Raw genomic sequence first — 18,098 nt, 5'->3', positions numbered from 1 at the left:
CGACGCCCCTGCGCCTGCGTGCACACGAGGTGCGCGCCGCTCGCGCCGCAGCCGCCGGTCGCGACCGCGATGCCCTGCGGGCAGCCGCCGATGGCCTCGATCTGCTCACCGCCTGGCAGCAGTCGTTCGGCGCTCTCGACCTGCAGGCGTCGGTCGCGATGCACGGCAGCGACCTGATGTTCGCTGGACTCTCCGCGGCCGCTCGACGGCGCGACCCCTCCCTCCTGTTCGAGTGGTCGGAGCGTGCGCGGCACCTCAGCCAGCAGGTCGCCCCCGTGCGCCCCCCGCACGACGAATCCCTCGCGGTCGATCTGGCGGAACTGCGCATGCTCCGTGCCGAGCTGGCCGGCGCCGACTGGACGACGGATGCGAGGGTGCGCGCCCTCCGTGATCGGGTGCGCGAACGACAGTGGGCGGCGACCGGCTCAGGCGGCACGCGCGAACGGCTCGGACTCACGGAGGCGATGGCGCTGCTCGATCCCGACCTTGCCGTCCTGTCATACGTGTTCACCGGCACCGATCTGCATGCGGTCGTGGTGACGGCCACCGGAGCGACCGTCGTCGATCTGTCCTGGTCGCGGGTGCAGTCGGCGCTCGACGGCCTCCGCGCCGACCTCGACATGGCCGCCCTGACCCGTGGCGGCCTGATGGGCGAGGTCACCGAAAGGGCGCTCGCCTCGCGCCTGGCGATCCTCGACGCCGAGCTCCTCGCGCCGCTGCTGCTCGCCGCGCCGTCCGCAGCGAGACTGGCCATCACGGTACCCGGAGCGCTCGGTGGAGTTCCGTGGGCGATGCTCTCCGGCATGTCGGGGACCCCGTTCACGCTCGCGACATCCGTCTCGCGCCTGCTGGCCGGCCCCTCCCGCACGATCACGCGACCGGCCTCGGTCGGATTCGCCGCCGGCCCGCGTGTCGCTCGCGCCGGTGACGAGGTCGAACGGGCAGCGGCGGCCTGGCGACGCGCCGGGGTGGCACCGCAGACCCTGCTGACCGGGGAGGCGACGGTCGCCGCGGTCACCGAACTCGCCGCAGCCACCGATGTGCTGCACATCGCGGCGCACGGCAGGCACGCGGTGGACAACCCGCTGTTCTCCGGATTCGAGCTCGCCGACGGCATCCTCTTCGGCTACGACGTCGATCTCATTCCGCGGGTCCCGGCGACGGTGATCCTCTCGGCCTGTGAGCTCGGACGCTCGTCGGTGCGCTGGGGCGAGGAGGCATTGGGCATGACGCGGGTGTGGCTGCACGCCGGTGCCGACTGCGTGATCGCCGCCCCCGTCGCGGTCCCCGATGATGTGGCCGGCGATCTGCTCAGCGCTGTGCACACCGGTCTCTCCGCGGGTGCCGCACCGGCCGTCGCGCTCGCGAGGGCCGCGGTCGACACCGGCGTGAACGCGCCGTTCCAGTGTCATGGAAACGGATTCTGACTTTTCCTCCATTCGGTGTATCAGAACCGATGCCGCACGCTCCTGTTCTTCGGAAGGTGCCATGCGAAGGGCCTCGAAGGGTGAGGCGCGAGGGAGGCGCAGTCGGATCTGGGGATCGGGCGCACTGGGGAGCGCGAGTACGACACGGACACCATCTGCTCGGGGGCGTCGCGGCATGCAGCCGCGACACCCTCAGAGGGCCTCGACGATCTGGGGACGTCGGGGCCCTTGGGGTGTCCGACAGCGTCCGGGCTCAGGCGACCAGCACCGCGTATCCGGCCGCGCGGAGGGCGGCGAGCACCTCGGGATCCGCTCCGGCGTCCGTGATGACGGTCGGGAAGAGGTCGACGCCGCCGACCGTCGAGAACGCCTCCACGCCGAGCTTGCTGCCGTCGGTCACCACGACCGCACGCCGGGCCCGCTCGGCCATCATCCGGTTCACCGCGGCTTCGCGCTCGTCCTGCGTGGTCGCACCGGCGACGGCGTCCATCCCGTTCACGCCGATGAAGGCGATGTCGAGCCGCACCCCGCGCAGCAGCTGCTCCACGAACGGGCCGACCAGTTCGTAACTGCGCGAGTGGATGACGCCGCCGGTGACGACGACCTTGATGTCGGGGCGGGTGGCGAGCTGGGCGGCGATGTTCACGGCGTTGGTGACGACCGTGATGCCGCCGTTGCCCGAGAGGTCGTCGCGCGCGGCGAGCGCTGCGGCGATGGCGGTCGTGGTGGTTCCGCCCGAGAGTCCGACGACCATGCCGGGGGCGACCAGGCCGGCGGCGGTCTGCGCGATGCTCGCCTTCTCGTGCGTGCGCAGGTGGCTCTTGTAGCGGATGGGCAGCTCATAGGCGACGGTCTGCGCCACCGCACCGCCATGGGTGCGGGTGAGCAGGCGCTGCTCGGCGAGGGTGTCGAGGTCTCGGCGTGTGGTCGCCGACGAGGCCTCGAACCGTTCGACCAGCTCTTCGACCGTGACCTCGCCCTTCGCGGCCAGGAGGTCGAGGATCGCGTTCAGCCGAGCCGCCCGCTTCATCAGGCGACCGATTCCGCCGGCTGCAGCGCGAACATCCGCAACATCCGCGCCGCTTCACCGGCGAGGGCGTCGCGGGCGGGGGCGAGGTACTTGCGGGAGTCGACGAGACGCTCATCGGCGTCGAGCTTCTCGCGCACCGCCCGCGTGAAGAACCCGTTCAGATGCGTGGAGACGTTGATCTTCGTCATGCCCGCCCGCACGGCGTCGGCGATCACGGCATCCGCGACGCCGGAGGACCCGTGCAGCACCAGCGGCACCGGCAGGGCCTCGTGCAGTCGTGCGATCAGGTCGAGGTCGAGGGACGCCGTGCGGTCGGTCATCGCGTGCGAGGAACCCACCGCGACCGCGAGCGCATCGACGCCGGTGGCCGCGACGAACGCACGCGCCTCGTCGGGGTCGGTGCGCACACCCGGAGCGTGCGCCCCGTCCTTGCCCCCCACCTCGCCGAGCTCGCCCTCGACGTAGACCCCCGCCTCGCGGGCACGGGCGGCGACCTCCGCCGTGAGAGCCACGTTGTCGTCGTAGGGCAGGGCGCCGCCGTCGAACATGACCGAGCCGAAGCCCAGTGCGATGGCCTCGTCGACCAGTTCGGGCCGCTCAGCGTGATCGAGGTGCACAGCCACGGGCGTCTGCGCGCGCCTGGCCACCGCGAGCGTGGCGAGCGCAATGGGCTCGAGCCCGCCGTGATAGTCGGCGCAGTTCTGCGAGATCTGCAGGATGACGGGCAGCTGCGCGAGGGCGGCGGCCCGCACCAGCCCCTCGGCGGTCTCGAGGTGGATCACGTTGAAGGCGCCGATGCCGGTGCCTTCGGCGGCAGCGGCGGAGACGAGGTCGCGAGCGGAGACGAGGGTCACGAAGGGTCCTTCCGGAACGATTCAGGATGGGGATGCGAGATGCGGAGCTGTTGTTCGAGCTCCGTCCAGCGCGACGAGATGTCGCCGGCCAGCGGGGTCAGCACCGCGGCGGCGGACCAGGCGGTGGCCCGGCGAAGGATCTGCTCGGGATCGCGCACCCCCTCGGCGTACAGCACGGCGCAGGCGGCGACCCCGGCGTCACCGGCGCCCGTCGGGTTGCCCGCGAGGGGTTCGCCGAGGCGAGCGTGCACGAGTGCGGACGCCGTGACCGCGAGCATGCCCTCGGCCCCCAGCGAGAGCAGGACGAGTTCGGTGCCCCGGGCGATCAGCGATCGGGCCCCTTCGACAGGGTCGGCGATGCCTGTGGCCTCGACCAGCTCGGCCGCGTTGGGCTTGAGCACTGTGGCTCCGGCGTCCGCCGCGCGCAGCAGAGCGGGTCCGGAGGTGTCGACGATCACCGGCACTCCGGCGTCCTTCCCCACCGCGATGAGCATGGGGAGCAACGACTCCGGCGCGCCAGGCGGCACACTGCCGGACACGACCAGCACTCGCGCACCCGACAACCGTTCGACGACCTCGGCGAGCAGCGCCGCCCATTCGGCATCGGTCGGATTCGCACCCCGCTCGTTGATGATCGTGGTGTCGCCGAGCGCCTCATCGACCACCGCGATGCTGCGGCGGGTCTCCGCGGCGACCGCTACCAGCGCGTTCGGCACACCGCTCGTGCGCAGCTCCGCGGCGAACTCCTCACCGACCCGACCGCCCACGGTGGTGACCGCGAGCACGTCCGCACCCTCGGCGTGCGCCACCCGCGCGACGTTGAGTCCTTTGCCGCCGGCACGAGCGGCCCCGGCATCCGCCCGGTGCGTTCCGCCCTCGACGAGCCGATCGATGCGCCAGGTGAGGTCGAGGGCGGGGTTCGGAGTGACGGTGAGGATCATGTGAGCTCCCGTGCGCGGAGGGCGGCACCCAGCAGCCCTGCGTTGCCGGAGAGCTCGGCGGGGACCAGCGCCGGGATGCGATGGAAGCTGAGCCGGGCGGCCAGGCGCGTGCGCAGCTCATCGAACAGGGCGCCGCCGGCGCGGGAGAGTCCGCCGCCGATGACCACTGCTTCCGGCGCCACGACGGCGGTGAGCTGAGCCAGAGACATCGTGAGCGCGTCGAGCGCGGAGTTCCAGATCTCCCCGGCCACCTCGTCGCCGGCCGCCGCGCGGGCGATCACGTCCTTCGCTCCGTCCGGAGCGATCCCGGTCGCCGCGCGATACCGCCGGGCGATGGCACCGGCCGAGGCGACGGCTTCGAGGCAACCGCGTGCGCCGCACGCGCAGATCGGCCCGTCCGCGATCGGGGAGTGCCCGATCTCACCCGCGTAACCGCCGGCGGTGTACGGGACGCCCCCGACCAGCAGCGCACCGGCGATCCCCGTGCCGATCACGAGCACCACCGAATCGGCGTAGTCGCGCGCGCCACCGAGTCGGCGTTCCGCCCAGCTGGCGGCACGGACATCGTGGTCGAAGGCCACGGGCAGCCCGAGGCGTTCAGCGGCGAGGTCGCGCAAGGGCGAGTCGTGCCAGCCGAGGTTGCTCGCGAAGACGCCCAAGCCGGCATCCGCATCGACGATCCCGGGCACGACGAGTCCCACCGCCTGCGGCACGACAGAGGGGTGCGCGGCGCGGAGCTCCTCGGCCAGCACCTCGAGACGCTCGAGCAGCACCTGCGTGCGGTCGCCCTCGGCGATCGGCGTGGGCGTGCGGCGCAGTCCGAGGGCGGTGCCGTCGGCGTCGAACAGGGCCGACTTGATGTCGGTGCCGCCCACGTCGAACGCCAGCACGGGGGCACCGACGCCGAGCGTGCGCACGGCGGCGAGCTTCTCACCGGTCGCGTCTCGCTCGACGTCGGGAACGGCATCCGTCCCGTCAGCTCGGGTCATGGTCAGCTCCGGCGGCGGGTTGCGTCATGCATCCAGGATGACGGATCGCGTGAGGTTGCGGGGCTGGTCGGGGTCGAGGCCGCGAGCGACGGCGCGGTCGAGCGCGGTGCGGTGCAGGCGCACGAGGTCGGCGAGCGGGTCGATCGACCGCTGCTCGAAGCGGGCGCCGGTGGCCTCGACCTGCGCAGCGAGTCCCTCGGGAGCCTCGCCGAACTGCCAGGTGACGCGGCCAGGGGCCGCGATCGCGATCGGACCGTGCCGGTAGTCCATCGAGGGGTACGCCTCGGTCCACGACTGCGAGGACTCGCGCAGCTTCAGCGCGGCCTCGTGGGCGAGGCCGATCGTCCATCCGCGTCCGAGGAACGTGTACTGCTCCGCGTCGCGCAGCTCGTCGTCGCCGTCCTCGGCGAGCACGGCCTCGGCATCGGCGATGGCGCCGGAGAGGTCTTCGCCGAGCGACGCCCGGAAGAGCGCCAGCGCGGTGGTCGCGAATCGCGTCTGCACGACCGACTGCTCATCGGCGAACGGGAGCAGCACCGCCTCGTCGGCGAGCGAGACGAGCGGCGAATCCGGATCGCCGATCACTCCGATGGTCGGGATGCGCCCCTTGATGCGGTCGACGAGCTCGAGCACCTCGCTCGTGGTCCCGGAACGGGTGAGGGCGACGACGGCGTCGTATCCGCGGTCGAGGAAGGCCTCGGACGCCGCGTAGGCGTCGGTCTCACCCTGACCGGCGGACTCGCGCAACGCGGCGTACGACTGCGCCATGAACCACGACGTACCGCATCCGACGACGGCGATGCGGGCCCCCGATGCGGGGAGCAGAGCCTGCTCGGCCTTCAGATCGGCCGCCCGCGCCCACATCTCCGGCTGGGAATTGAGTTCTTCGCGCATGTGTGCGCCGGGCAGCGATTCGGACATCGAGGTGCCTTTCTGGCGATAAGTTGCAGACTTGTGATCGTTTGAAGCCTAATTCGATCATAGTATGGCGTCGAATCACAACACCAACAGCTTTACCTTGATTTGTTTGTTCTCCTGACAAATAATCAGACGAGTTCCACCCTCGACGTCGACCCCGGCCGAAGTCGAGAGCCCCGAGCCCCGGCTTGAACGATCGCGGCTGCCTCATGGCGAAACGATCACCCACGCACTGTCGCGTGATGTGCTTGCGACTGTGCACCACACCCCCTCCCGAAGCGGCCCTGCCGCCGAGGGTTCGGACATCACAGTGAGGAATGCAATACACATGAAGAAGTCACTGCGGTTCGGCGCCGCCGCCATTGCGGCCGTCGCCACGCTCTCGCTCGCTTCGTGCGGGTTCGGCGGTTCGTCCGGCGACAGCGGAGGCGGGGACGGCTCGACCACCCTCGACCTCCTCGTCCCCAGCTACTCCGACGGCACCAAGGCCAACTGGGAGACGGTGATCGACGGGTTCGAGAAGGCCAACCCCGACATCAAGGTCAAGCTCGAGGTGCAGTCGTGGGACAACCTCGAGAAGGTCGTCTCCACCAAGATCCAGGCCGGCGAGGCACCGGATATCTACAACGGCGGACCCTTCGCGGGCTTCGTCGGCGATGAGCTGCTCTACCCGACGAAGGACGTCGTCTCCGACGACACCTACTCCGACTTCCAGGAGTCGTTCCTCAAGAACGCCGAGGTCGACGGGACCGCCTACGCGCTGCCGATGATCGCCTCGGCGCGCGCCCTGTTCGTCAACAACGCGCTGCTCGACCAGGCCGGCGTCGAGGCGCCGACCAACTGGGATGAGCTGCTGGATGCCGCCACCAAGGTGTCCGCACTCGGCGGCGGTGTCGCCGGCTACGGCATGCCACTCGGATCGGAAGAGGCGCAGGCAGAAGCGGCCGTGTGGCTGTGGGGCGGCGGCGGATCGTTCGGCGATGCCTCCGAGATCACGATCGACACCCCGGAGAACCTCCCCGGTGCCGAGCAGATCAAGAAGATGATCGACGCCGGTGCGACGCAGGCCGACCCGGGTTCCACGCAGCGCTCCCCCCTGATGGACATCTTCATCCAGGGCAAGATCGGCATGCAGGTCGGCCTCCCGCCGACGGTCGGCCAGATCAAGGAGAACAACCCCGACCTGGACTACTCCATCGTTCCGATCCCGACGAAGGACGGCTCGCCCTTCACCCTCGGCGTCATGGACCAGCTGATGGCGTTCCAGAACGATGGTGACAAGCAGGAGGCGATCACCAAGTTCTTCGACTACTACTACTCCGCCGACGTCTACGTGCCGTGGGTGCAGGCCGAGGGTTTCCTGCCGGTCACCAAGTCCGGCGCCGAGCAGCTCTCCGGCGAAGAGGCCCTCAAGCCGTTCCTCGACGTGCTGCCCGACGCGCAGTTCTACCCGTCGACGAACCCGAAGTGGTCCGCTGCCGACGGTGCGTTCAAGTCGCTGTTCGGTCAGATCCAGTCGAAGCCGGCACAGGACGTGCTGACCGAGATCCAGGCACAGGTCGACGCGGGCTGAGCCCGCTGATCGGAGAGGTTCGGGTACCCGAATGAGCCAGAAGACAGAGTCCTCGAACCTCGCGGGGGCGGCGAAGAGCCGCCCCCGCACTCCGAAGACCCCGGATGCCACGCGTGGCAGGCCGGGCGGAAAGGATCTTCTCCAAGCGCTGCCGTGGATCGCACCGGCGCTGCTGCTCATCATCGGCGTCGTGCTGTTCCCCGCCGGGGTGATGTTCTTCAACTCGACGCGTGACATCTCCCTGTCGGGCCTCGACAAGGGGTCCGTGGGCTTCGACAACTTCGTCACGGTCTTCACGTTCACCGAGTTCTGGCCGATCTTCTTCCGCACGATCGTGTGGGTGGTCGCGGTCGTGACCCTCACGGTCGTGATCTCGCTCGGTCTGGCGCAGATCCTGAACAAGGCCTTCCCCGGGCGCCAGCTCGTGCGCATGGCCGTGATCGTGCCGTGGGCCGCATCCGTCGTGATGACGACCATGGTGTTCTACTACAGCCTCGAGCCGTACTTCGGCATCTTCAACAAGTTCCTCTACGACATCGGGCTCTCCGATGACGCGGTGGGCTACGGCTGGACGAAGAACCCCGCGACGGCCTTCACCTGGTCGATCGTGATCGCGATCTTCGTGTCGCTCCCCTTCACGACCTACACGATCCTCGCCGGACTCCAGTCGGTCCCGGCCGACGCGATCGAGGCGGCGAAGATGGACGGCGCCGGCCCTGCCCGCACCTACTGGTCGATCGTGCTGCCGCAGCTGCGCAGCGCTCTGGCCGTGGCCATCCTCATCAACATCATCAACGTCTTCAACTCGCTGCCGATCCTGAAGGTGATGACCGGGTCGATCCCCGGCTACGGCGCCGACACGATCATGACCCTGATCTTCAAATACATCGAGCTGCAGAAGAAGGTCGATGTCGCGAGCGCCCTGTCGGTGGTCGCGTTCCTCATCGTCATCGTGATCGTCGCGGCGTACGTGAAGATCGTCAAGCCCATGAAGGAGGTCTGATCATGACCATGACCGAGACCGAGCTCGTGACCACCGCCGGAGGCCGCGGTCGTCGCACGCCGCCGACGCCCGGCCGCAAGCGCCGCTACACCGAAGACCAGGTCACGCTGCCCCGGGTGATCCTGCGCACCGTCGCCGGTCTCCTGGTGCTCGCCATCTTCGTGCTGCCCTACCTGATCATGTTCTTCGGCTCGGTGAAGACCAAGTCGCAGATCCGGTCGGTCGATCCGACCTACCTCCCGATCGAGTGGCACTGGGAGAACTACATCTCGATGTGGTCCACCCCCGAGACGCCCCTGCCGTACAACCTGATCTCGACCATCGTCATCGCCGTGTTCGCGACGCTGCTGGTCCTGCTGGTCTCGCTTCCGGCGGCGTACTACACGGCGCGCTTCAAGTTCCCCGGCCGCATGGTGTTCCTGTTCCTGGTCATCGTCACGCAGATGCTGCAGCCGGCCGTGCTCACCTCGGGTCTGTTCCGCCAGTTCACCGTGCTCGGACTCGGCGACACCTGGATCGCGATGATCTTCATCAACGCGGCCTTCAACCTGTCGTTCGCGGTGTGGATCATGCACTCGTTCTTCGCCGGCATCCCCAAAGAGGTCGACGAGGCCGCCCAGATCGACGGCGCCGGGCGCTTCACCGTGCTGTTCAAGATCAACCTGCCGCTCGTGTGGCCGGGCATCGTCACGGCGATCGTGTTCACCTTCGTCGCCTGCTGGAACGAGTTCGCGGCGTCGCTCGTGATCCTGTCGACCGACAAGAACCAGCCGTTGTCGGTCGCTCTGACCAAGTTCGTCGGTCAGTACGAGACGAGCTGGCAGTACGTGTTCGGCGTCTCGATCGTCGCGATCCTGCCCGTGGTCATCCTGTTCATGCTCATCGAGAAGCGTCTCGTCGGCGGCTTGACGGCGGGCAGCGTCAAGTAGCCCTCCGCATCCGCGCGTCGACATCCGCTTGACGACATCCGCCCGATGGGAGCACCCGTCGGGCGGATGTGCGTCTGCCGGTCAGGAGCGCGACGTCGATGCCGCGCGCAGCTGCTCGGGATTCCAGCGCACGCCGAGCGCCGACGTCAGTGCGGCCTGGGCGGCTCCGGCGGCGAGCGACACACGAGGATCGGCGTAGCGCACCGGAACCTGCGCCGTGCCGCGGGCGGGGTACTCGGTCTCACGGCGCACGCGATCGAGGAAGCGCGGTCCGAGCTCGGTTGCCGGGCCGCCGATGACGACCTCGATCGGGTCGAGCAGCGCGCCGATGAGCTTGACGGCTCTGGCCAGCGCGCGAGCCCCCTCATCGAGTTGCTCCTCGTCGGCCTGAGCCGCGAGCGCGCGGATCTCCGGGGCATCCATGGCGTCGGAGAACTCGTCGCCGAGCATCGCCCCGAGAGCGGCGGCCGATTCCAGGCAGCCGCGCTGCCCGCATCGGCAGGCGCGCGCGGCGTCGCCGAACACGACCTGCACATGTCCGATCTCACCCGCGCGGTCTCGGGGGCCGGGAGCCAGCTCGCCGTCGAGCGTGACGGCCGCGCCGACACCGCCGCCGAGATGGATGAAGAGGCGGTAGCCGGACGGCGACTCCTCCATACCCGCCTCGGCGATGGCTTCGGCGTCGACGTCGTTGATCAGCAGCACGGGCGCTCCCAGCACACGCTCGAACCGGTCGGCGAGGGGGACGTTCTGCCACTTGAGCTGCACGCTCTCGAGCACCGATCGCCCATCGGTCGTGCCCGGCAGCTGCACGCCGGCGGCGAGGAGCCGTCCGCCGAACTCTTCCGCCACGGCCGACACCGCCTCGTCGAGGGTGCGGTCGCGGTTCTCGGCGGTGTAGCTCACGCGACGGAGGTCGACCTCGGTGCCGTCGAGCGCCACGAGAGCGATGTCGGCGTGCAGGGGCTGGATCACCAGCACCAGGATCAGGTGATGGTCCGCATCGACGCTCAGAGTGGTCGCCCGTTTGCCACCGGTGCTCGCCGCCTGCTCCCCTTCGACGATCAGCCGGTTCTCGATGAGTTCGGCGACCAGCGATGACGCGGTGGCGGCGGTCAGCCCGGTCGACCTCGCGATGCCCGCACGCGTCTGCGTGCCCGGATTCCGGAAGACCAGCTGCAGAGCCCGGCGCAGGTTCGCACGCCGAACAGACGCCTGGGTGTCGAGGCCGTCATCCGTGCTGAGCATGTGTTCCCGTTCCGACGCTCGCCCGTCGCGAGCTGTTGACAGATCGTGGCGCGATCCGTAGTCTCTCCCTAAGTTTATTCATTGAACTTAGTTGGTCAATGAATCTCACAAAGCTCCGGACGGGCGAGTGCTGCACACACCGTCGCCCGTCCGGCTCCTCCTCCTCAGCGGCTCTCGGCCGCTTCGGTGTGGTGACGGATGACCTCTGCCACCACGAAGTTGAACCACTTCTCCGCGAACTCCGGGTCGAGGTGCGCTTCCTCGGCCAGAGCACGCAGCCGGGCGACCTGCTGTTCCTCCCGATTCGGGTCCGATGCCGGCATCTCATGCTCCGCTTTCAGATGCCCGACCTGCTGAGTCGCGCGGAAGCGCTCGGCCAGCATGAAGATCAGTGCGGCGTCGATGTTGTCGATGGTGGCGCGAAGCCGGAGCAGTTCGGCCTTCGGGTCCTCGGCGGCGGTCATGCCCCTACTCTAGAGCCGCGTGACATCCTGGTTTCGATCCATGGCACCGCTATCGTGAGCACATGAGCAACGAAGAGCCGCCGGAATCCGCGCCCCACGACGACGACGCATCCGCCGCGACTCCCGCCGCGCCGGCGACCGGCCGTCGCAAGGCCGCACCCGCATCCGTGCCGGCCGTCGCAGACGCTCCGATCCCGGTCGTGATCGAGCCGACGACGCCGAGCCGTTCGTTCTGGACGCGCATCGACCGCCCGTTCGTGTTCGGCTTCCTCGTGACGCTGGGTGGACTCGGGGCGATCGTGATCGGCCTCGCGCTGTCGAACCTGTCGACCGTGCTCATCTACATCGCCCTCGCCCTGTTCGGTGCGCTCGGACTCGACCCCGCCGTACGGTTCCTGGAACGCCGTGGCCTCTCGCGTGTGATCTCGGTGGTCATCACGATCCTCGCACTCATCGTGGTGTTCGCCCTCGTGCTCTGGATGATCGTTCCCGTCGTGATCGATCAGATCGTGAGCTTCGTGCAGTCCGTGCCCGGCATGATCAAGGACTTCACACACAGCGACATCTACGCGACCCTCGAAGCCCAGTTCGGCGACCAGTTCCAAGAACTGGTCGCCCAGGTGCAGTCCTTCCTCACCGACTTCGGCAACCTCGCGACGATCGGCGGCGGCGCCCTGGCCGTGGGCGCTTCGATCGCCACCAGCATCTCCGGAGCCATCGTCGTGCTCGTGCTGACGCTGTACTTCCTCGCGTCGCTGCCGTCGATGAAGCAGGGTCTGTTGCGTCTCGCCCCCGCCCGCGACCGCGCTCGTGCCGGCGACATCACCGACCAGATCACCGACTCGGTCGGCGGCTACGTGATGGGCATGGTCGTGCTCGCGTTCTGCAACGCGACGCTCGCGTTCCTGCTCTACCTCTTCCTCGGGTTGCCGTTCCCCCCGCTGATGGCGGCCATCGCCTTCTGCATCACGTTGATCCCGCTGGTCGGCTCGGTGCTGTTCTGGATCCTCGGCACCTGCCTGGCGCTGTTCACCAACCCGATCGCCGCCCTGATCTTCGCGGCGATCTACCTCGTCTACATGCAGATCGAGGCCTACGTGATCACCCCTCGCGTCATGAACAAGGCGGTCTCGGTGCCGGGTTCTCTCGTCGTGATCGGTGCTCTCGCCGGCGGCACGCTGCTCGGTCTGCTCGGGGCGCTGGTCGCCGTGCCGGTGACCGCGTCGATCCTCATCATCATCAAACAGGTTCTCGTCCCGAAGCAGGACGCCCGGATCTGACCCGCCCGCAACGCAGAAGCGCCCGGACCCTCAGGGGGCCGGGCGCTTCTGCGGGGTGACGACTCAGCTGAGCTTGTTGTCTGCCAGCCACTTCTTGGCGATGTCCTCTGCCGACTTCTGGTCGACCGTGCTCTGCACGTTCAGCCCCACCAGCTCCTCGGCGGTGAGCTTCTTGCTGACCGCGTTGATGACGTCGGAGATCTCGTCGGCGACGTCGCTCGAGACGATCGGCACGACGTTCGAGGCCAGGATGATGTTCTCCGGGTCTTCGAGCGCGACGATGTCTTCGGTCTGGAAGGCCGGGTCGGCCGAGTAGATGTCGGCGACCTGGATCTCACCGGCGAGCAGCGACTCGAGCGTGGTCGGGCCGGTGGCCGAGAAACCGAGATCGACGCCGTAGACCTCCTTGGCCGCAGCCGGACCGTACGGACGCTGCTCGAACTCGGGCGCGGCACCGATCGTGACCGGGGTCGTGACCTTCGAGAGGTCGCCGATCGTGGTGAGGCCGTTCTCTTCGGCGAAGCTCTTCAGCACCGTGTAGGTGTCTTGGTCAGACGCCTCGGCGTAGTCCAGAGCCGTCAGGCCCTTGGGCAGCGCCTCCTTCAGCGCGGCGTAGACGTCTTCCGGGCTGGTGGCGGTCGCGTCCTTGTCGAGGTACTCGAGCAGGTTGCCCGTGTACTCCGGGAACAGGTCGATCGCGCCGGACTCGACATCGGGCATGTAGGCGTCGCGCTGTCCGATGTTGAACTGCTTGTCGACCTTGAACCCCGCCCCCTCGAGAGCCTGGGCGTAGATCTCGGCGATGATCTCGTTCGAGTAATACGCCTGCGAGCCGATGACGATCGTGTCGCCGCCGGAGCTCGAGCCTTCGCTCGGGGCGTCGAGCGGGTTGCTGTTCGCGCAGCCGCCGAGGACGAGCACCGCGGCGAGCGCGGCACCACCGGCAAGGGCGAGTCGTGACTTACGTGCTGTGAACATGAGGACTTCCTCTTCTCTGGGACAACGGGGATGGTGCTGTGGGACGGTGTGAGGGCTGTGGGATGAGTCGGATGATGGGCGTCAGGCGGTGGCCGGTGCCGGCGAGGCAGCGGCCGCGCGCGAGCGACGTGTGGTGGTCGGTGCGCGCACCCCCGCGGGGACGGCGGCGTGCTGGAGCAGGGCGAAGATCAGGTCGACGACCAGGGCGAGCACCGCGACGAGGATCGCCCCTCCGAGCACCTGGTCGAACTTGCGCAGCGGAATGCCCTGGATGATCGGCCAGCCGAGTCCGCCGAGGTTCACGTATGCGGCGATCGTGACCGTGGCGATCACCTGCAGGAGAGCCGCGCGGATGCCGCCGACGAGCAGCGGGAGACCAAGCGGGACCTCGACCTTCCAGAACACCTGCCACTCGGTCATGCCCATCGAACGCGCGGAGTCGAGCACGCGACGGTCGATGGCTTCGAGGCCGGTGTAGGCGCCGGCGAGGAGCGAGGGGATCGCGAGGAGCACGAACGTGATGATCGCGGCCTCGGGAACGCGGAGCACGCCCAGGATCAGCACGAGCAGCACCATGAGACCGAAAGACGGGATGGCACGTGCCGCGCCGGAGACCGCGACCGCGATCTCACGGCCTTTGCCGGTGTGACCGATGAGCCACCCCAGGGGAATCGCGATGATGCCGGCGATGAGCACCGAGATCAGCGTGTAGTACATGTGCTGGCCGAACAGGATGGGCAGCGAGTACGGCCCCTCCCAGCGGTCAGGGGAGAAGAGCCAGGCGAAGGCGTCGGTGAACACGTTCATGCGGCGGTCCTCAGGGTGGCGGCCTGTCGTGCGGCCGACGGCGTCTTCGCCGCGCGCGTCCACGGCATCAGTGCGCGACCCAGGAGAAGGAGCAGCAGGTCGATCACGAGCGCGATCACGACCACCGCGATGACGCCGGCGAACACCTCGGCGAGGATGCGACGCTGCAGGCCGTTGGTGAACAGGTAGCCGAGGTTGTTCACCCCGACCAGGATGCCGACCGTGGCGAGGGAGATGGTGCTGACGGCTGCCACGCGGAGACCGGCGAGCACGACGGGACCGGCGAGCGGGAAGTCGACGGTCCAGAACCGGCGGAAGCCGCCGTAACCCATCGCGGTCGCGGATTGCCGGATGGCGGGGTCGACCGAGTCGAGGCCGTCGGATACCGCGCGCACCAGGATCGCGACCGCGTAGATCGTGAGGCCGATGATGAGGTTCACGGGGCTGCGGGCGGGATATCCGGCGACGGACGGGAGCAGGATCAGCAGCGCGAGCGAGGGGATCGTGTAGAGGAGTCCGGTGAGAACGATGACCGGCCCCTTCACCAGCTGATAACGCCATGCGACCCACCCCAGCGGCAACGACAGCACGAAGCCGAGCACGATGGCGATCGCGCTCTGCTGCAGGTGGATCCCGGTCAGCTCGAGGATGAGGCCGAGATTGTCGCCGATCCAGTTCACGGAGCGCCCTTCGTCGCGCTCTCCTCGCTCAGAAGCGCGTCGGTCACGGCATCAGGAACATCGATGATCGCCCCCTGGGTGCGACCCTCGCCGTCGACCACCACGGTGCCGTGCGGCGTCTGCTTGAGGTGCAGAGCACGGCGTCCGCGTTCGGCGCCGATGAACGCCGAGACGAAGTCGTCCGCAGGGTTCTCGATGATCTCGCTGGGGCTGCCGACCTGCACGATTCGCGCACCCTTGTCGAGGATGACGACCTGGTCGCCGAGCAGGAACGCCTCGTCGATGTCGTGCGTGACGAACACGACCGTCTTGTCGAGCTCGCGCTGCAGCCGCAGGGTCTCCTGCTGCAGGTCGGCCCGCACGATGGGGTCGACCGCACCGAAGGGCTCGTCCATGAGCAGGATGTTCGGGTCGGCGGCAAGGCCGCGGGCCACACCGACGCGCTGCTGCTGACCGCCGGACAACTGGCTCGGGTACCGCTCGGCGAGTGCCTGGTCGAGACCGACCGTGTCGAGCAGTACCCGTGCGCGCTTATGGGCGGCAGCCTTCTTCACGCCGGTCAGGCGCAGCACCGTGGCCACGTTGTCGATGACCGTGAAGTGCGGCATGAGGCCGGAGTTCTGCATGACGTAGCCGATGCGTCGACGCAGGGCCACCGGGTCACCCTGGAGCACGCTCTCGCCGTCGATCTCGACCTCGCCCGAAGTCGGCTCGACCATGCGGTTGATCATGCGGAGCAGAGTGGTCTTACCGCAGCCGGACGAGCCGACGAACACCGTGGTCTTGCGCGAAGGCAGCACGAGGCTGAAGTCATTGACGGCGAGGGCGCCGCCGGGGAAGCGCTTGGTGACGTTGCGGAACTCGATCATGGGCTGGTCTCCAGTCGGTCGATCGATGTGCGAGCGGACGAGTCGTTGCTCTTCTGATGGCTACGGGGCTCTTCAGATGGCTACGGGTGGCTACGGGGCTCTTCAGATGGCTACGGGCCGACCTCGACACGGGGATCGAACGCCACGAACCCGGAGAAGTCCTTGCCCACGCGATCGAAGGCGGAGGGGTAGGGATTCGGATACGACCAGGCGTAGTCGGTGTGGAGCTCGCCCTCGGTCTGCACCGAGTAGTACTGAGCGGCCCCCTTCCACGGACAGGTGTAGGGCGTGGGGCTCTCGACGAGCACTCCGGGCGTGATGGACGCCGGTGGGAAGTACCAGTTCCCCTCGATGCGGGCGAGATCACTCTCGTCGGCTTCGGCGATGACGGTTCCTGCGAGTACAGCCTTCATGGTCCTGCCTCCTCGGATGTGGGTATGAGCGTATAAGACGGTGCGGACATCGGGGGTGAGGGTTGCGCCGCGGCCGTCAATATGAGAAACAATCCGGATCCTGTTCGATGCGACCGGAAGAACGGATTGCCCTGGATTCGGGTCAGGCCCGATGTCGGGATCGATTCCCTCCGCGGGTCACGCGGAGTCGCGACCGTACCCCTCGAGCAGTCGCAGCCAGATCTCGCTGATCGTGGGGTACGACGGCACCGCATGCCAGAGGCGGGCGATCGGAACTTCGCCGACGATCGCCACGGTGGCCGCATGAACGAGTTCGGCCACCTCAGGACCGACGAACGTCGCACCGACCACGACGTCGCGGTCGGTGTCGACCACGAGCCGCGCCTGGCCTTCGAAGCCGTCTTCGTAGAGGCTCGCGCCGGCGACCCAGCCCAGGTCGTAGTCGACAGCTTTCACCGCGATGCCGACCTTCGACGCCTGGGCCTCGGTGAGCCCCACCGATCCGACTTCGGGGATCGAGAACGTGACCTGCGGGACGGCGGCCTGGTCGGCAGTCGCGACGTGGCGACCCCACGGGGCGTCGTCCACGTCTTCGCCCTGGGCGCGGGCGACGATCACATCGCCGGCGGCGCGCGCCTGGTACTTGCCCTGATGGGTGAGGAGCACGCGACCGTTGACGTCGCCGACCGCGTACAGCCAGTCGGATCCGGGGACGCGGAGTGTGTCATCCGTCTCGATCCAGCGGCCGGACTCCAGTCCCACGACGTCGAGGCCGATGTCACCGCTGCGCGGCGAGCGGCCGGTTGCGGCGAGCACCTCGGTGGCGGTGATCTCCTCGCCGCCGTCGAGGGTGATGGTCACGCCGTTCGCGCCGCGGTGCACGGATGTCGTTCCCGTGCCGGTGCGCACATCCACGCCGAGTTCCTTCAGGCCTGCGGCGACACGCTCGCCCGCGAAGGGCTCCATTCCGCCGAGCAGACCGCTGCGGGCGATCACGGTGACGGTCGAGCCGAGTGCGGCGTAGGCGGTCGCCATCTCGACGGCGACGACGCCTCCGCCGATGACGGCCAGGCTCTCGGGAAGCTCTTCTGCGCTGGTGGCCTCGCGGCTGGTCCACGGGGTGGATTCGCGCAGTCCGTCGATGGGCGGGATGACGGCGTCCGATCCGGTGCTGATCGCGACGGCGTGCCGAGCTTTGAGCACGCGCTCCGCGCCGTCGGCATCCGTCACGGTCACCTCGCGCTCACCCGTGATGCGGCCGTGGCCGCGGGCCAGGTCGATGCCGGCCGAGTCGAGCCACTTGACCTGACCGTCATCCGACCAGTTGCTGGTGAACGAGTCGCGACGGTCGAACACGGCGCGCACGTCGAGCTTTCCGGTCACCGCCTGCGAAGACCCGCCCACGTGCTGCGCGGCGCGGAGCGCCTGCGCCGAACGCAGCAGCGCCTTCGACGGCATGCACGCCCAATAGGAGCACTCACCCCCGACGAGCTCGCTCTCCACGATGATCGCGGTGAGTCCGCCCTGCACGGCTCGGTCGGCGACGTTCTCGCCCACCGGACCACCGCCCAACACGATCAGGTCGTACTCGTCGGTCTTCTCCGCAGCATTCATGCGTCGCACCTCTCCGTGAGCCGGTTACGTGGCCCAGTCTCGCTCATGAGCAACGCCGAGTCACGGGTGAGTTGTTCCCTT

At 68.5% G+C, this 18,098-nt stretch carries 18 protein-coding genes; 5 read left to right on the top strand and 13 right to left on the bottom strand.

Going from position 1 to position 18,098, the window contains the following annotated elements; genetic code table 11:
- On the top strand, positions 1-1,427 hold a 1,427-nt coding region (locus tag B2869_RS15885; protein WP_292768671.1), incomplete at its 5' end, for a CHAT domain-containing protein.
- Between the two features lie 253 nt (positions 1,428-1,680).
- On the opposite strand, the gene B2869_RS15880 is transcribed toward B2869_RS15885, so the two are convergent.
- The 5 genes from B2869_RS15880 to B2869_RS15860 are packed head-to-tail and all read right to left on the bottom strand — an operon-like array spanning position 1,681 to position 6,162.
- Positions 1,681-2,457, bottom strand: a complete 777-nt coding sequence (locus B2869_RS15880; RefSeq protein ID WP_021200137.1) for a DeoR/GlpR family DNA-binding transcription regulator — start codon at positions 2,455-2,457, stop codon at positions 1,681-1,683.
- Positions 2,457-3,311 carry a class II fructose-bisphosphate aldolase gene (locus B2869_RS15875; protein WP_292768668.1) on the bottom strand — a complete coding sequence of 285 codons (855 nt, stop codon included), beginning with the start codon at positions 3,309-3,311 and terminating at the stop codon, positions 2,457-2,459. The genes B2869_RS15880 and B2869_RS15875 overlap by 1 nt, the downstream gene beginning before the upstream one ends.
- Positions 3,308-4,252, bottom strand: a complete 945-nt coding sequence (locus B2869_RS15870) for a 1-phosphofructokinase family hexose kinase (protein WP_292768665.1) — start codon at positions 4,250-4,252, stop codon at positions 3,308-3,310. The genes B2869_RS15875 and B2869_RS15870 overlap by 4 nt, the downstream gene beginning before the upstream one ends.
- On the bottom strand, positions 4,249-5,241 hold the full coding sequence (locus B2869_RS15865; RefSeq protein ID WP_292768662.1) for an ROK family protein: 993 nt from the start codon (positions 5,239-5,241) through the stop codon (positions 4,249-4,251). The genes B2869_RS15870 and B2869_RS15865 overlap by 4 nt, the downstream gene beginning before the upstream one ends.
- 24 nt (positions 5,242-5,265) lie before the next feature.
- Positions 5,266-6,162, bottom strand: a complete 897-nt coding sequence (locus tag B2869_RS15860; RefSeq protein ID WP_021200133.1) for an SIS domain-containing protein — start codon at positions 6,160-6,162, stop codon at positions 5,266-5,268.
- A 325-nt stretch (positions 6,163-6,487) separates the two neighbouring features.
- Here B2869_RS15860 and B2869_RS15855 point away from each other — a divergent pair, with 325 nt between their 5' ends.
- From B2869_RS15855 to B2869_RS15845, 3 genes are read left to right on the top strand one after another with little or no spacing between them, the layout of a single operon-like run.
- On the top strand, positions 6,488-7,732 hold the full coding sequence (locus B2869_RS15855; protein ID WP_021200132.1) for an extracellular solute-binding protein: 1,245 nt from the start codon (positions 6,488-6,490) through the stop codon (positions 7,730-7,732).
- Positions 7,733-7,763: 31 nt separating this feature from the next.
- A complete protein-coding gene (locus B2869_RS15850) occupies positions 7,764-8,735 on the top strand; it encodes a carbohydrate ABC transporter permease (protein ID WP_029264718.1) in 972 nt (323 codons plus the stop codon).
- Positions 8,736-8,737: 2 nt separating this feature from the next.
- Entirely contained in the window at positions 8,738-9,664 is a 927-nt protein-coding gene (locus B2869_RS15845) for a carbohydrate ABC transporter permease (RefSeq protein ID WP_021200130.1), read from the top strand.
- An 81-nt stretch (positions 9,665-9,745) separates the two neighbouring features.
- On the opposite strand, the gene B2869_RS15840 is transcribed toward B2869_RS15845, so the two are convergent.
- Both B2869_RS15840 and B2869_RS15835 read right to left on the bottom strand, forming a co-directional pair.
- Positions 9,746-10,912: an ROK family protein gene (locus tag B2869_RS15840; RefSeq protein ID WP_029258817.1), complete on the bottom strand. Its 1,167-nt coding sequence runs from the start codon at positions 10,910-10,912 to the stop codon at positions 9,746-9,748.
- 164 nt (positions 10,913-11,076) lie between these two features.
- Positions 11,077-11,376: a chorismate mutase gene (locus B2869_RS15835; RefSeq protein WP_021200128.1), complete on the bottom strand. Its 300-nt coding sequence runs from the start codon at positions 11,374-11,376 to the stop codon at positions 11,077-11,079.
- A 62-nt stretch (positions 11,377-11,438) separates the two neighbouring features.
- Here B2869_RS15835 and B2869_RS15830 point away from each other — a divergent pair, with 62 nt between their 5' ends.
- Positions 11,439-12,656 carry an AI-2E family transporter gene (locus tag B2869_RS15830; protein ID WP_029258816.1) on the top strand — a complete coding sequence of 406 codons (1,218 nt, stop codon included), beginning with the start codon at positions 11,439-11,441 and terminating at the stop codon, positions 12,654-12,656.
- Positions 12,657-12,719: 63 nt separating this feature from the next.
- Here B2869_RS15830 and B2869_RS15825 read toward each other — a convergent pair whose 3' ends face one another.
- The 6 genes from B2869_RS15825 to B2869_RS15800 all read right to left on the bottom strand — a co-directional run bounded on the left by B2869_RS15825 (position 12,720) and on the right by B2869_RS15800 (position 18,017).
- Positions 12,720-13,634 (bottom strand): ABC transporter substrate-binding protein, encoded by a 915-nt coding sequence (locus B2869_RS15825; protein WP_292768651.1) that lies wholly within the window; start codon positions 13,632-13,634, stop codon positions 12,720-12,722.
- Positions 13,635-13,715: 81 nt separating this feature from the next.
- The gene (locus B2869_RS15820; RefSeq protein WP_029258814.1) at positions 13,716-14,441 is read right to left on the bottom strand and encodes an ABC transporter permease; all 726 of its coding nucleotides are present in this window, start codon (positions 14,439-14,441) and stop codon (positions 13,716-13,718) included.
- Entirely contained in the window at positions 14,438-15,121 is a 684-nt protein-coding gene (locus tag B2869_RS15815) for an ABC transporter permease (protein WP_021200124.1), read from the bottom strand. The genes B2869_RS15820 and B2869_RS15815 overlap by 4 nt, the downstream gene beginning before the upstream one ends.
- Positions 15,118-15,990, bottom strand: coding sequence for an ABC transporter ATP-binding protein (locus B2869_RS15810; protein ID WP_292768647.1), 873 nt, complete (start codon positions 15,988-15,990; stop codon positions 15,118-15,120). The genes B2869_RS15815 and B2869_RS15810 overlap by 4 nt, the downstream gene beginning before the upstream one ends.
- A 110-nt stretch (positions 15,991-16,100) precedes the next feature.
- Positions 16,101-16,403, bottom strand: coding sequence for a DUF427 domain-containing protein (locus tag B2869_RS15805; RefSeq protein WP_021200122.1), 303 nt, complete (start codon positions 16,401-16,403; stop codon positions 16,101-16,103).
- A gap of 177 nt (positions 16,404-16,580) precedes the next feature.
- Positions 16,581-18,017 (bottom strand): dihydrolipoyl dehydrogenase family protein, encoded by a 1,437-nt coding sequence (locus B2869_RS15800; RefSeq protein ID WP_292768643.1) that lies wholly within the window; start codon positions 18,015-18,017, stop codon positions 16,581-16,583.
- Positions 18,018-18,098 lie beyond the last annotated feature (81 nt).

The organism is Microbacterium sp. UBA3486 (genome assembly GCF_002377845.1).
GTDB classification, from domain to species: Bacteria; Actinomycetota; Actinomycetes; order Actinomycetales; family Microbacteriaceae; genus Microbacterium; species Microbacterium maritypicum_A.
The sequence above is the reverse complement of the archived record's forward strand: the minus strand, read 5'-3'. Positions and strand labels throughout refer to the sequence as shown.

Coding starts and splice junctions, on each gene's coding strand:
- B2869_RS15880 (WP_021200137.1), bottom strand. CDS start 2,457: ATGAAGCGGGCGGCTCGGCTGAACGCGATCCTCGACCTCCTGGCCGCG.
- B2869_RS15870 (WP_292768665.1), bottom strand. CDS start 4,252: ATGATCCTCACCGTCACTCCGAACCCCGCCCTCGACCTCACCTGGCGC.
- B2869_RS15865 (WP_292768662.1), bottom strand. CDS start 5,241: ATGACCCGAGCTGACGGGACGGATGCCGTTCCCGACGTCGAGCGAGAC.
- B2869_RS15860 (WP_021200133.1), bottom strand. CDS start 6,162: ATGTCCGAATCGCTGCCCGGCGCACACATGCGCGAAGAACTCAATTCC.
- B2869_RS15855 (WP_021200132.1), top strand. CDS start 6,488: ATGAAGAAGTCACTGCGGTTCGGCGCCGCCGCCATTGCGGCCGTCGCC.
- B2869_RS15850 (WP_029264718.1), top strand. CDS start 7,764: ATGAGCCAGAAGACAGAGTCCTCGAACCTCGCGGGGGCGGCGAAGAGC.
- B2869_RS15845 (WP_021200130.1), top strand. CDS start 8,738: ATGACCATGACCGAGACCGAGCTCGTGACCACCGCCGGAGGCCGCGGT.
- B2869_RS15840 (WP_029258817.1), bottom strand. CDS start 10,912: ATGCTCAGCACGGATGACGGCCTCGACACCCAGGCGTCTGTTCGGCGT.
- B2869_RS15835 (WP_021200128.1), bottom strand. CDS start 11,376: ATGACCGCCGCCGAGGACCCGAAGGCCGAACTGCTCCGGCTTCGCGCC.
- B2869_RS15830 (WP_029258816.1), top strand. CDS start 11,439: ATGAGCAACGAAGAGCCGCCGGAATCCGCGCCCCACGACGACGACGCA.
- B2869_RS15825 (WP_292768651.1), bottom strand. CDS start 13,634: ATGTTCACAGCACGTAAGTCACGACTCGCCCTTGCCGGTGGTGCCGCG.
- B2869_RS15820 (WP_029258814.1), bottom strand. CDS start 14,441: ATGAACGTGTTCACCGACGCCTTCGCCTGGCTCTTCTCCCCTGACCGC.
- B2869_RS15810 (WP_292768647.1), bottom strand. CDS start 15,990: ATGATCGAGTTCCGCAACGTCACCAAGCGCTTCCCCGGCGGCGCCCTC.
- B2869_RS15805 (WP_021200122.1), bottom strand. CDS start 16,403: ATGAAGGCTGTACTCGCAGGAACCGTCATCGCCGAAGCCGACGAGAGT.
- B2869_RS15800 (WP_292768643.1), bottom strand. CDS start 18,017: ATGAATGCTGCGGAGAAGACCGACGAGTACGACCTGATCGTGTTGGGC.